The 12,066-nt window shown below is 48.5% G+C and carries 13 protein-coding genes and 1 riboswitch; all 13 genes read left to right on the top strand.

Translation table 11 applies throughout. The annotated features are described in order from the left end of the window. Nucleotides 1–72: 72 nt before the first annotated feature. The 13 genes from AC0VYQ_RS12040 to sufU all read left to right on the top strand — a co-directional run bounded on the left by AC0VYQ_RS12040 (nucleotide 73) and on the right by sufU (nucleotide 12,061). Complete coding sequence (locus AC0VYQ_RS12040; RefSeq protein WP_029331290.1) at nucleotides 73–351, top strand: thioredoxin family protein; 279 nt, start codon at nucleotides 73–75, stop codon at nucleotides 349–351. Between the two features lie 549 nt (nucleotides 352–900). Beyond that, entirely contained in the window at nucleotides 901–1,539 is a 639-nt protein-coding gene (locus tag AC0VYQ_RS12035; RefSeq protein ID WP_214768806.1) for a class I SAM-dependent methyltransferase, read from the top strand. Nucleotides 1,540–1,542: 3 nt separating this feature from the next. Beyond that, complete coding sequence (locus AC0VYQ_RS12030) at nucleotides 1,543–2,007, top strand: S-ribosylhomocysteine lyase (protein WP_088837705.1); 465 nt, start codon at nucleotides 1,543–1,545, stop codon at nucleotides 2,005–2,007. Further along, nucleotides 2,004–2,927 carry a PLP-dependent cysteine synthase family protein gene (locus tag AC0VYQ_RS12025; protein ID WP_214769062.1) on the top strand — a complete coding sequence of 308 codons (924 nt, stop codon included), beginning with the start codon at nucleotides 2,004–2,006 and terminating at the stop codon, nucleotides 2,925–2,927. The genes AC0VYQ_RS12030 and AC0VYQ_RS12025 overlap by 4 nt, the downstream gene beginning before the upstream one ends. Beyond that, on the top strand, nucleotides 2,920–4,086 hold the full coding sequence (locus tag AC0VYQ_RS12020) for a bifunctional cystathionine gamma-lyase/homocysteine desulfhydrase (protein ID WP_088837703.1): 1,167 nt from the start codon (nucleotides 2,920–2,922) through the stop codon (nucleotides 4,084–4,086). The genes AC0VYQ_RS12025 and AC0VYQ_RS12020 overlap by 8 nt, the downstream gene beginning before the upstream one ends. Before the next feature lie 59 nt (nucleotides 4,087–4,145). Beyond that, nucleotides 4,146–4,252: riboswitch (SAM riboswitch) on the top strand. A gap of 78 nt (nucleotides 4,253–4,330) precedes the next feature. After that, nucleotides 4,331–5,353: a methionine ABC transporter ATP-binding protein gene (locus tag AC0VYQ_RS12015; protein WP_475403630.1), complete on the top strand. Its 1,023-nt coding sequence runs from the start codon at nucleotides 4,331–4,333 to the stop codon at nucleotides 5,351–5,353. Continuing rightward, complete coding sequence (locus AC0VYQ_RS12010; RefSeq protein ID WP_475403629.1) at nucleotides 5,350–6,015, top strand: methionine ABC transporter permease; 666 nt, start codon at nucleotides 5,350–5,352, stop codon at nucleotides 6,013–6,015. The genes AC0VYQ_RS12015 and AC0VYQ_RS12010 overlap by 4 nt, the downstream gene beginning before the upstream one ends. Nucleotides 6,016–6,047: 32 nt before the next feature. Then, complete coding sequence (locus AC0VYQ_RS12005; RefSeq protein WP_088837700.1) at nucleotides 6,048–6,875, top strand: MetQ/NlpA family ABC transporter substrate-binding protein; 828 nt, start codon at nucleotides 6,048–6,050, stop codon at nucleotides 6,873–6,875. Between the two features lie 72 nt (nucleotides 6,876–6,947). Continuing rightward, entirely contained in the window at nucleotides 6,948–8,174 is a 1,227-nt protein-coding gene (locus AC0VYQ_RS12000; RefSeq protein WP_088837699.1) for an MDR family MFS transporter, read from the top strand. A gap of 156 nt (nucleotides 8,175–8,330) precedes the next feature. After that, complete coding sequence (sufC, locus tag AC0VYQ_RS11995; RefSeq protein ID WP_012371204.1) at nucleotides 8,331–9,116, top strand: Fe-S cluster assembly ATPase SufC; 786 nt, start codon at nucleotides 8,331–8,333, stop codon at nucleotides 9,114–9,116. An 18-nt stretch (nucleotides 9,117–9,134) separates the two neighbouring features. After that, nucleotides 9,135–10,412 carry a Fe-S cluster assembly protein SufD gene (gene sufD / locus AC0VYQ_RS11990; protein ID WP_088837698.1) on the top strand — a complete coding sequence of 426 codons (1,278 nt, stop codon included), beginning with the start codon at nucleotides 9,135–9,137 and terminating at the stop codon, nucleotides 10,410–10,412. 1 nt (nucleotide 10,413) lies between these two features. Then, nucleotides 10,414–11,637 (top strand): cysteine desulfurase, encoded by a 1,224-nt coding sequence (locus AC0VYQ_RS11985; RefSeq protein WP_029331277.1) that lies wholly within the window; start codon nucleotides 10,414–10,416, stop codon nucleotides 11,635–11,637. Further along, nucleotides 11,627–12,061, top strand: coding sequence for a Fe-S cluster assembly sulfur transfer protein SufU (gene sufU, locus AC0VYQ_RS11980; protein ID WP_029331275.1), 435 nt, complete (start codon nucleotides 11,627–11,629; stop codon nucleotides 12,059–12,061). Before AC0VYQ_RS11985 ends, sufU begins: the two co-directional genes overlap by 11 nt. Nucleotides 12,062–12,066 lie beyond the last annotated feature (5 nt).

The raw sequence follows: 12,066 nt of genomic DNA, 5'->3' as shown, positions 1-12,066 counted from the left end.
CGATTTCGTTTCATCGCTGTCCTTTTTTTTGTATACTGGCTTCAGAAGCACGGGATAACAGGAGGGGTCAAGATGAAGGAAGTAACAGAAGTACCGGCAAACGGGTTGTTGTATGTCTATGCACCGATGTGCGGCACATGTGCCATCGCCAGTCGGATGCTCGACATCGTCGAAGCGACGAAAGACGAGGAATGGATCCAAAAAGCGAATGGAAATTTCATTCCTGAATTTCTAGAGCAGGCGCAAGTCATGAGTGTGCCGGCATTGCTCAAAGTAAAGGATCATCAAGTCGTAGAGCGGTTATATGCGTTCCAAAACGTCCAAAATGTCTTTGCGTTTTGTGCAGAATAACAAGAAAAATCATAGGATGATTTTTCTTTATGTTAAATTGTCGGAATATTTACAATAATTCATTGACAATGACAATTTATGAATGGTATATTCATATCAACTTCTAGAAATGCTTTTATAGGAAGTCTGGCAGAGGTATAGAACCTGATGTTTCTCGTATTTAGAACCATTCAATGACATCCTAAATCTTTTTTTCTGTTTCCCCTTAAGTCGTCCCCCAAAGACGAAGCGGTTCAAAAAAGAGGTGGTGGATTCGAATGGTCGATCTGACTACTGTGACATCTTGCTTTTATAGTTCGAAAGGGCGCCGTCCTCTGATGTGACGAACGAAGAAGTTCGCATCAGAGCTGGGTTTTCCTTCGTTGCATTTCTAACCACATTATTCGTGTTGTCGGTTCTCCGGCAACGCCTTTTTTTTGTTTCCGAAAGATTTTGAAGCTGTCGCCTTGCTAATCAGAATTGTCCCTGCTACAATGCGATTAAGGAAAAATACTTTAATTCATATCCGATTAGTCGGAATTAAAAGCGGGATGCGGAGGACGAAAAGGCATGACAGTACGTTTCATGGATGTATTTACAGAGTGGGCGTCATCTTACGACGACACAGTAACGGGGCAAGATCCGGAGTACAAAGAAGTCTTTCGCCGTTATGACGAAATATTAGAGACGGTCGCTGAAAAAGCGATGTCACCTGTTGCCGAATTTGGCGCAGGAACAGGCAACTTGACGCAACGTTTGCTTGCGCGTCATGAGCAGGTGCTGGCGATTGAACCAAGTCCGGAAATGCGCGACATCTTAATCAATAAAATTCCGGCGCTGGCTGTTCAAGATGGTCATTTCTTATCGTTTGAAGCAGCAGAGGCAAAAAGTTTTGTCTCGACTTATGCGTTTCATCATTTGACGGATGAAGAAAAAGGACAGGCCGTCGATTTGATGGCAGCGATTTTACCGGCAGACGGAAAAATCGTCTATGCCGATACGATGTTCGTTTCTGAGGCAGCACGTCTAGAAACGATTGCAGAAGCAAAAACTCAAGGGTTTGACAACCTTGCAGAAGATTTAGAACGCGAATTTTATCCACTGATTCCAGTCATGGAACAGATTTTTACGTCACGCGGATTTGACGTGACATTCACACAATACAATCACTTCGTCTGGCTCGTAGAAGCCGAGAAAATGGGGGAATAAATCATGACAATCAAAAAAATGAACGTAGAAAGCTTTAACTTGGACCATACGAAAGTCAAAGCACCATATATTCGTGTAGCAGGCTATAAAGAAGGTAAAGTCGACCAAGTCGTCAAATATGATATTCGTTTCACACAACCGAACGTCGAGCAAATGCCGATGCGTGCGATGCACACACTCGAACATTTACTTGCTGAAAACATCCGCAACTATTCGGACGACGTCATCGATGTTTCGCCAATGGGCTGCCAAACTGGTTTCTACATGGCGATGATGAACTTTGACTCAGTCGAAAAAATGAGTGAACTGGTCGAGAAGACACTGAACGACGTCTTAGCGGCTGAAGTGATTCCGGCACAAAACGAAACGCAATGTGGGTTTGCGAGCGCACATGACCTTAAAGGAGCGAAGCACTATGCCGAGAAAATGCTTGCCGGTCGCGACGAATGGGACATCGTCTTCGGATGATCGCGAAGTCAGTCCGAGACCTCGTCGGAAATACGCCACTGTACGAGATTACTTCGTTCGATTTGCCTGCTGGTACGCGGATTTTGGCGAAGCTCGAATGGATGAACCCTGGGGGCAGCGTCAAAGACCGCCTCGGTATCCAACTCGTTGATGCCGCAATCGAACAGGGGTACGTGACTCCAGGCGGAACGATCATCGAACCGACTGCCGGCAACACCGGCATCGGTTTGGCGCTCGCAGCTAAAAAATATGACTTACAAGTCATTTGTGTCGTCCCGGAAAAGTTCAGTCAAGAGAAACAGACGTTGATGCGGGCACTCGGCGCGACTGTCGTCAACACGCCGACTGAACTCGATATGCAAGGCGCAATCGATAAGGCAAAAGAACTCGGACAAACGATTCCGAACAGTTATGTGCCACTCCAATTCGAAAACGAAGAAAATTCGGTCACTTATCAGCGGACACTTGGTCCGGAGCTTGTGGCGGAACTCGGTCACATCGACTGGTTCGTCGCCGGATGCGGATCAGGTGGAACGTTTGCCGGAACGACGGCTTTCTTAAAAGAACGCTTCGGGACAAAAGGGGCAATCGTCGAACCGGAAGGCTCCGTCCTCAACGGAGGGTCAGCCGGACCGCATAAAACAGAAGGAATCGGGACAGCTAAATGGCCAAGTCTCGTTTCTCGCGACCTGGTCGATGAAATTCATACGATTTCTGATTCGGATGCTTTTACGAAGGTCCATGAACTGGCGGCACGTGAAGGGTTACTCGTCGGCAGTTCGGCAGGAGCGGCACTCGCCGCGGCGCTCGATATCGCCCAGCGCCATCCTGGAAGTACGATTGTCACCGTCTTCGCAGACAGTGCAGAACGGTATTTGAGCCAACAAATCTTTGAAAAGGTGGACGAGACACATGCGTAAAAAAACAGCGTTGATTCACGGAGGAACGGGTGTAGACAAGGCAACGGGTGCCGTTACACCGCCAATCTATCAAACGAGCACATATAAGCAAGAAAAAATCGGTCAATTAAAAGACGGGTATGAGTACTCGCGCACAGCAAACCCGACGCGGACGAGCATCGAACGATTGATTGCTGATCTTGAAGGAGGCGTCCGTGGATTCGCGTTCGGATCAGGAATGGCGGCGATTCATGCTGTCTTCAATCTGCTTCAGTCTGGCGACCACATCGTCATGACGGACGACGTCTACGGCGGAACGTTCCGCTTGATGCAACGTGTCCTACCGAAGTTCAACATCGAAGTGACATTCGTCGATACGACGGATCTCAGCGCGACGGAAGCGGCGATTCAGGACAACACGAAGATGCTCTACGTCGAGACACCGACGAACCCGTTATTAAAAGTGACGGACATCGAAGCGATTGCAGCCATCACGCGTCGTCACGACTTGAAGCTCGTCGTCGACAACACGTTCGCGACACCGTACTTGCAACAACCAATCGCGCTTGGGGCAGATATCGTGCTGCATAGTGCAACGAAATACATTGGCGGCCATTCGGACGTCGTCGCAGGGCTTGTCGTCGTCAACGATGATACGCTCGGCGAAGAACTCCACTTCATCCAAAACTCGACGGGTGGAATTCTCGGACCGCAAGACAGCTTCTTGCTTGTCCGTGGATTACGGACGCTCGGTATCCGGATGGAAGCGATTGAAGAGACAGCACATGAACTTGTCAGCTTCCTGCAAGCGCAAGACGTCGTCTCGAACATCTTCTACCCGGGACTTGCATCGCATCCCGGTCATGCGATCCAGCAAAAACAAGCGACTGGTTTCGGCGGGATGATCAGCTTTGATGTCGGTTCAGCTGCAAATGCAGAGAAACTTGTGGAAGCATCACACTTCTTCACGCTTGCTGAAAGCTTAGGGGCGGTCGAAAGTTTGATTTCCGTTCCGGCACGGATGACACATGCATCGATTCCAGCAGAACGTCGGGCGGAACTCGGCATCACGGATGGTCTCGTCCGGATCTCGGTCGGACTTGAAGATGCAGAGGATTTGAAAGAAGATTTAACGCATGCTTTCAGTCTGCTCGAAAAAGTTTCTGAAAAAACTGTTTGACAAGCAAAATAACCCCTGCTAATATTCAAAATATATTAAAAACAACTAAATACCGATAACTCTTATCAAGAGTGGTGGAGGGACTGGCCCGATGAAACCCGGCAACCGCGGAATTTATTTCCGAAGTGGTGCTAATTCCAGCAGACGAACGTCTGCAAGATGAGAGCAAATGGTTTTGTGTACTGAAAGTGCGCGCGTTTGCTCTAAAACGTGCGCACTTTTTTTATGTTTAGGAGGGACAGTAGTGATTCGTTTACAGGATGTAGGAAAGATTTATCGCTCGAAGCGCGGCGAAGTCGAAGCTGTCGCAAACGTCGATCTCACGATTGAGCGCGGCGAAATTTTCGGAATAATTGGTTATTCCGGTGCAGGGAAGTCAACCTTGATTCGCCTGCTGAACATGTTAGAAGCACCGACAAGCGGTTCGATTCAAATTGACGGTGTCGAGATGACGACGTTACGACCGAAAGAATTACGCGGCGTCCGGAAAAATGTCTCGATGGTCTTTCAGCACTTTAACTTGCTCTGGTCACGGACAGTCGAAGAAAATATCATGTTCCCGCTCGAACTCGGCGGATATCCGAGAGCACGCCGGAAAGAACGCGTCGCCGAACTGATTCAACTCGTCGGACTCGACGGCCGCGAAGGTGCCTATCCGTCGCAACTCTCCGGTGGACAAAAACAACGGGTCGGGATTGCCCGCGCACTGGCATCAAACCCGGACGTCCTATTATGTGACGAGGCGACAAGCGCCCTTGATCCGAAAACGACGGACTCGATCTTAGAGTTACTCGTCGATATCAATAAAAAACTGAAACTGACGATCGTCTTGATCACACACGAGATGCACGTCATTCAAAAAATCTGTAATCGGGTCGCCGTCATGGAGGCCGGGAAAATCGTCGAGCAGGGACCTGTTTCAGAAGTCTTCCGGCATCCGAAACAAGCGATGACAAAAGAGTTCGTCAAACAGCTGACATCGTCTACAGAAAACGAGTTGACGTTCGCGAAACTCCGTGAACGCTATCCGACAGGGAAAATCGTCCAGCTGACATTCGTCGGTTCGACAGCAGAAAGTCCGATCCTCGCAGAAGTCATGAAAGATTCGACCTTATTATTTAATATCATTGGCGGGAACGTCGGACAGACGCAAGACGGTGCACTCGGAACGTTGTTCGTCCAACTGATTGGTGCGGCACATGAAACACAAGCGGTCATCGCGAAGCTTCAAGCGAGTGACGTGGAAGTGGAGGTGGATCACCGATGAGTACATTTTTTAACGACCTTGATTGGGAAATGGTCTGGACGGCGACTGGCAGTACCGTCTATATGACAGTTGTTGCCGGAATCGCGACATTTGTTCTCGGACTGGTCATCGGTCTGTTGTTATACGCGACGAATGAAGACTTGTTGTTTAAGAACCGGGCAGTGTATTCCGTGCTCAGCTTTTTAGTCAATGTCTTCCGCTCAATTCCGTTTATCATTTTGTTGATTTTATTAATTCCGATTACACTCATCATCGTCGGGTCGTTCTTAGGGCCGACAGCAGCACTTCCGGCACTGATTCTTGGGGCGGCACCGTTTTACGGGCGGATGGTCGAACTCGCACTCCGTGAAGTCGACAAAGGTGTCATCGAAGCAGCGGAATCGATGGGGGCAACGAAGTTCCAAATCATTTATAAAGTGTTGATTCCGGAAGCACTACCAGCAATCGTCTCCGGTATCACCGTCACGCTCGTCGCGCTCGTCGGTTACACGGCAATGGCCGGAGTAGTCGGAGGAGGAGGACTCGGGGACATGGCATATATCGAAGGTTTCCAGCGTTCTCAAAACGATGTCATCGCCATCGCGACATTGTTGATTCTCGTCATCGTCTTCATCATTCAAATTATTGGTGACCTGCTCGTAAAAGCAATCGATAAACGATAATACTATTTTAGTTAACTTGGGAGGAATTATTCATGAAACTTTGGAAAAAATTCGTCGGTACAGCAGCAGTATCCGTCTTAGCAGTCAGTCTTGCAGCATGCGGGGAAGAGTCGTCAGGAGACGACGCGAAGACACTTGTCATCGGTGCTTCAAACGTTCCCCATGCTGAAATCCTAGAGCACGTTCAAAAAGAGTATGAAGCAAAAGGCTACAAACTCGAAATCAAAAAGTTCCAAGATTATGTGTTGCCGAACAAGGCACTCGCTGAAAAAGAAATCGATGCAAACTATTTCCAACACGTTCCGTACCTTGAGCAACAGGAAAAAGAGAACAAATCTTATAAATTTGAAAATGCAGGCGGCGTCCACGTTGAACCGCTCGGTGTCTACTCAAAAAAATATAAGTCGCTCGACGAGTTACCGAAAGGTGCAACGATCTTGACGAGCTCAAACGTCGCGGAGCGTGGACGTGTCTTGACGTTCCTCCAAAACGAAGGCTTAATTAAGTTGAAAGACGGTAAGACGACAGATGCTCAGCTTAGCGATATCGCGGAAAATCCGAAGAACATTGAGTTCAAAACGAATATCGAAGCGTCACTCTTGCCGCAAGCGTACAAAAACAATGAAGGCGATGCTGTCCTCATCAACACGAACTACGCGATTGATAACGGTTTGAACCCGTTAGAAGACACGATTGCCCTTGAAGATGAGTCTTCACCATACGTCAACATCATCGTCACGCGTGAAGGTGATGAAAAAGACGAGCGTGTGACGGCATTGCTCGATATCTTACACGAGAAAAAGACACAGGATTGGATTACGAAAGAATATAAAGGGGCCGTCGTTCCGGTCAGCAAATAATTCACTCGAATGATGCATTCTTCCTATATAATGGAAGGATGCATTATTTTTTTAGTTGAAGGGGGATTCTAGGTGCACCGTTTACGACAGTTACATCCGCTGACGATCGGCGTCCTGCTCGGAACATTTTTCTCACGGCTCGGGACGTTCATCACGATGCCATTCTTTGCGATTTATTTATCGACGGTGCTGAAGTTCAGCCCGGTCGATGTCGGCTGGGTCCTCAGTATTTCAGCCGTCTCGAGTCTTGTCATGAGTTTCATCGGCGGGACCTTGTCTGACCGTTACGGGCGTCGGACGATGATGCTGACCGGAACACTCGGCTTCGTTTTCGTCTTCATCGCCTTGGCACAGGTCGAGACGTTTTGGGCGTTCTTTACCTTGAGTGCCTTGAACGGCGTGTTTCGCTCCATTTTTGAACCATCCGCCCGTGCCCTGATCAGTGACACGACGGATGAAAAAAATCGACTGTTCGTCTTCAACATCCGTTATGCCATGATCAATGTCGCGGCTGCGATCGGGCCGGGGATTGCGTTATTGCTCAGTGCCGGCAATACAGCGATTACCTTCTATATAACAGCCTTTGTTTATCTCGCGTACGGGATTGCGATTTTTATCCTGTTTCAGCGGTATCCGATCACAGAGAGTCACGGCGGGAAAAAAGTTTCGTTCGGCGCAACCGTTCAACTGTTGAAAACGGACGTTGCTTTCACGTTTGCCCTCGCCGGTATCATCTTCGGGATTCTCGGCTACAGTCAGTTCAACTCGACGTTGCCGCAATTTTTGACGACGACGACGTTACTGTCCGGTGGGACTAGTTTGTTTGCTTTATTGATCACGATTAATGCCGTGACCGTATTAGTCGTCCAGTACCCGATCATGAAGTTCGGAATGAAGACGTCGCCGCTCGTCTCGATTACGGTCGGGATTGCGACCGTCGCGTTCGGTTTATTCGTCATGGGGAATGCCGGAACGGTCTGGTTGATGATCGGTGCGATGTTCATCTTCACGTGCGGGGAAGTGATGATGTTCACGATGACGGATATCTTGACCGATAGTTTTGCGAAACCGGAATTACGGGGCAGTTATTTTGGAGCGATGGGCTTAACATCGATTGGTCAGTCAATCGGACCGGTCATCGGCGGACAATTACTTTTTTATTTTGGCGCCGATCGTCCGTTGCCGATTTTTGGTTGCTTAGCCCTCTTGACATTACTCGGAATACCACTGCTCTTACTGTCACAGCGGGTTCACAGACGATCGAAGGTGGAAGAAGAGAAAGAAGTCGTATCACTTTAAAGTCATTCTCACTAAAAGGCTTCATTTTGAGAAAAAACCATGAGCGATGACGCTTGAATAATGTGGTATGATTCATTAAGATTAGAATGATACTAAATTAGTAACTCTCGTGAACTGAATCGTCAGACACGAAATGAATAGATGGAGGGATTCTACATGAAGGCTTCACACTTGAAGATTGAAGATCTACACGTCGCAATCGACGGCAAAGAAATCTTGAAAGGCGTTAACTTAGAAATCAAAGGCGGCGAAATCCACGCGGTCATGGGACCAAACGGGACAGGTAAATCAACACTCGCATCTGCATTGATGGGTCACCCAACGTATGAAGTAACATCTGGATCAGTCACACTCGACGGAGAAGATGTTCTTGAGATGGAAGTTAACGAACGTGCGCAAGCAGGAATGTTCCTCGCCATGCAATACCCAAGCGAAATCAGCGGTGTTACAAACTCTGACTTCCTTCGTTCAGCAATCAACTCACGTCGCGAAGAAGGCGATGAAATTTCACTCATGAAGTTCATCCGTCAACTTGACGCACAAATGGGACTTCTTGAAATGCCAGGCGAAATGGCACACCGTTACCTCAACGAAGGTTTCTCAGGCGGAGAGAAAAAACGGAACGAAATTCTTCAAATGACGATGCTGAAACCAGCAATCGCAATCCTAGACGAAATCGATTCAGGTCTTGATATCGATGCACTTAAAGTCGTTGCAAAAGGTGTTAACGAAATGCGTTCACCTGAGTTCGGTTGCCTCATCATCACGCACTATCAGCGTCTCTTGAACTACATCGAGCCTGATTTCATCCACATCATGATGGGTGGAAAAATCGTCATGTCTGGCGGAAAAGAACTTGCACACCGTCTTGAAGCAGAAGGATATGACTGGGTTAAAAAAGAACTCGGCATCGAAGAAGTCGAAATCGAAACAAAAGCGTAAGACGAGGGAGGAAGCATGATGACTGTAGAACTGAATCTTGCCGTAAATCGCGAGGCAGTGGCAGAACGTGCGACTCGCTTAGGGGAGCCCGCTTGGATGATTTCTAAGCGCCAAGATGCACTTGATCTTGCCCCAACGCTCGCATTGCCAAAAGTAGAAAAAATTAAAATCGGTGGCTGGAACTTCACAGAAGGCACAGCAGATCTTGAGACAGCAACAGGTCTCACGCCGGATATCGAAACATTAATCGGTGAAAACCGTGACCATATGTTGATCACGCGTAACGGACAACTTGTCCATGCGCAAAACAGTGAAGCAACGAACGGTGTCATCTTCACGACGCTTGAGGATGCGATGAAGCATCATCCGGAACTCGTTGAGAAGTATTTCATGACAGAAGGCGTTAACGTCAATGAAGACCGTCTCGCAGCACTCAACGCAGCACTCATGAACGGCGGAACATTCTTGTACGTACCTAAAGGCGTTAAGCTGACGGTACCGATGCAAGCAATCTATACGCTCGAACAAGCAGGCGGCGCACTTTACCACCACGCAATCATCGTTGCCGATCAAGACAGCGAATTGACGTATATCGAAAGCTTCGTCTCTTACGGTGAAGAAGCACATAACGTCAACGTCGTGACGGAAGTGTTCGTCGAAGCGAATGCAAAAGTTCTTTTCGGAGGCGTTGATACGCTTGCGAAAGGTGCTGTCACGTATATGAACCGCCGTGGTGTCGTCAAACAAGGTGCGAAGCTCGAATGGGCACTCGGTCACATGAATGACGGACATACGATCACAGAAACGAAAACGCATCTCGTCGGGAACGATTCGTTCTCAGATACGAAAGCCGTTACTGTCGGTCGTGGCGATCAAAAACAAAACTTCAACGTCCGGACGGATCATTTCGGTAAAGGATCTGAAGGATTCATCTTGATTCACGGTGTCCAAAAAGATTCTGCGACGTCGATCTTCAACGGAACGTCAATGATTCACCATGGTGCGTCGAAATCAAACGGAGTCCAAACGGAACGTGTGCTCATGTTGTCTGAAAAGGCACGTGGTGACGCAAACCCGATCCTCTTGATCGATGAAGATGATGTCATGGCAGGACACGCGGCATCTGTCGGCCGTGTCGACGAACTTCAACTTTACTACTTGATGAGCCGTGGGTTGTCACGTAAAGAAGCAGAACGCCTTGTCGTTCACGGTTTCTTACAACCTGTCGTCTCTGAGCTTGCGATTGACTCCGTCAAGGAACGTCTCGTTCAAGTGATTGAAGGGAAAGTAAACTAATATGGGAATCGATGCATCCATCCGCAATCAGTTTCCGATTCTTGACCAACAGGTTAATGACCGGAAACTCGTCTATTTAGATAGTGCGGCTTCGTCACAAAAGCCGCTCGTCGTCATCGAAGCGATCGACAACTACTACAAGACGGTTCATTCGAATGTGCACCGTGGCGTCCATACGCTCGGAACACGAGCGACGGATGCGTACGAAGGTGCGCGTGAGAACGTACGTCGTTTCATCAAGGCGCAACACCATGAAGAAATTATCTTTACCCGTGGGACGACGACGGCGATTAATATCGTCGCGTCCAGTTACGGAATGGAGCATGTGCAAGAAGGCGACGAGATCGTCGTCACCTATCTTGAGCACCATGCGAATCTCATTCCGTGGCAACAAGTCGCGAAAAAGAAAAAAGCGAAATTGAAATATGTCGATTTGACAGCTGATGGTCGCGTGACGATTGAAGCCGTCAAAGCACAAATTTCCGATCGGACGAAAGTCGTTGCGATGGCACATGTCTCGAACGTCCTCGGTACGATCAATCCAATCAAAGAAGTGGCGCAACTCGCGCATGCCGTCGGTGCCGTCATGGTCGTCGATGCAGCGCAAAGTGCACCGCATCAAAAAATTGACGTCGTCGATCTCGACTGTGATTTCCTGGCGTTCTCTGCCCATAAAATGTGTGGACCAACAGGAATCGGCGTCTTATATGGTAAAAAAGCATTACTGAATGCGATGGAACCGGTCGAATTCGGAGGCGAGATGATTGATTACGTCGGACTTGAAGAATCGACGTTCAAACCATCACCGTACCGTTTTGAAGCTGGTACACCCATCATTGCGGGAGCAGTCGGTCTGTCGGCAGCGATTGATTTTCTAGAAGAAATCGGTCTAGAGAACATCGAAGCCCATGAACGTGAACTCGCGCGGTATGCGATGGCACAGATGCGTGAAATCGATGGATTAACGATTTATGGTCCAGAAGAACGTGTCGGTCTCGTCACATTCAATCTCGGCGATGTCCATGCACATGATGTCGCGACGGTACTCGACATGCAAGGCGTCGCAGTCCGCGCCGGTCATCACTGTGCACAACCACTGATGCGTTGGCTCGGTGCCAGTTCAACGGCACGAGCAAGCTTCTACTTGTATAACACGCAAGAAGAAGTCGATGCCTTAGTGACAGGACTTCGTCAAACGAAGGAGTACTTCAGTCATGGATTTTAACAATCTCGATCACTTGTACCGTCAAGTGATCATGGATCATTATAAAACTCCTCGTAATCGCGGTGCGATCGAGGGAGGCGTGACGATCGATATGAACAACCCGACGTGTGGAGACACGATTCGCTTACAGCTCGCGATCGAAGACGATATCGTCCAAGATGCGAAGTTTGACGGCGAAGGGTGTTCCATCAGTATGGCGTCCGCGTCGATGATGACACAGATCGTCAAAGGAAAAACGGTCGAAGAAGCATTACAACTCGCAGAAATCTTTTCTGAGATGGTTCAAGGGAAAGACTATGATGATGAGAAGTTTGATCTTGGGGACGCAGAAGCACTTTCCGGTGTGACGAAATTCCCAGCACGTATCAAGTGTGCGACACTTGCTTGGAAAGCGCTCGAACGTGGCGTGGAAGAAGGCAAGTAACTTCG

The organism is Exiguobacterium sp. QJM3NY_9, from assembly GCF_056173545.1.
This window is presented reverse-complemented; position numbering and strand designations above follow the sequence as displayed.

Excerpts from the sequence above, each read along its gene's own strand:
- AC0VYQ_RS12020 (WP_088837703.1), top strand. The coding sequence starts at position 2,920 with ATGCGTAAAAAAACAGCGTTGATTCACGGAGGAACGGGTGTAGACAAG.
- sufU (WP_029331275.1), top strand. The coding sequence starts at position 11,627 with ATGGATTTTAACAATCTCGATCACTTGTACCGTCAAGTGATCATGGAT.
- AC0VYQ_RS11985 (WP_029331277.1), top strand. The coding sequence starts at position 10,414 with ATGGGAATCGATGCATCCATCCGCAATCAGTTTCCGATTCTTGACCAA.
- AC0VYQ_RS12005 (WP_088837700.1), top strand. The coding sequence starts at position 6,048 with ATGAAACTTTGGAAAAAATTCGTCGGTACAGCAGCAGTATCCGTCTTA.
- AC0VYQ_RS12040 (WP_029331290.1), top strand. The coding sequence starts at position 73 with ATGAAGGAAGTAACAGAAGTACCGGCAAACGGGTTGTTGTATGTCTAT.
- AC0VYQ_RS12025 (WP_214769062.1), top strand. The coding sequence starts at position 2,004 with ATGATCGCGAAGTCAGTCCGAGACCTCGTCGGAAATACGCCACTGTAC.
- sufC (WP_012371204.1), top strand. The coding sequence starts at position 8,331 with ATGAAGGCTTCACACTTGAAGATTGAAGATCTACACGTCGCAATCGAC.
- AC0VYQ_RS12010 (WP_475403629.1), top strand. The coding sequence starts at position 5,350 with ATGAGTACATTTTTTAACGACCTTGATTGGGAAATGGTCTGGACGGCG.
- sufD (WP_088837698.1), top strand. The coding sequence starts at position 9,135 with ATGACTGTAGAACTGAATCTTGCCGTAAATCGCGAGGCAGTGGCAGAA.
- AC0VYQ_RS12035 (WP_214768806.1), top strand. The coding sequence starts at position 901 with ATGACAGTACGTTTCATGGATGTATTTACAGAGTGGGCGTCATCTTAC.
- AC0VYQ_RS12030 (WP_088837705.1), top strand. The coding sequence starts at position 1,543 with ATGACAATCAAAAAAATGAACGTAGAAAGCTTTAACTTGGACCATACG.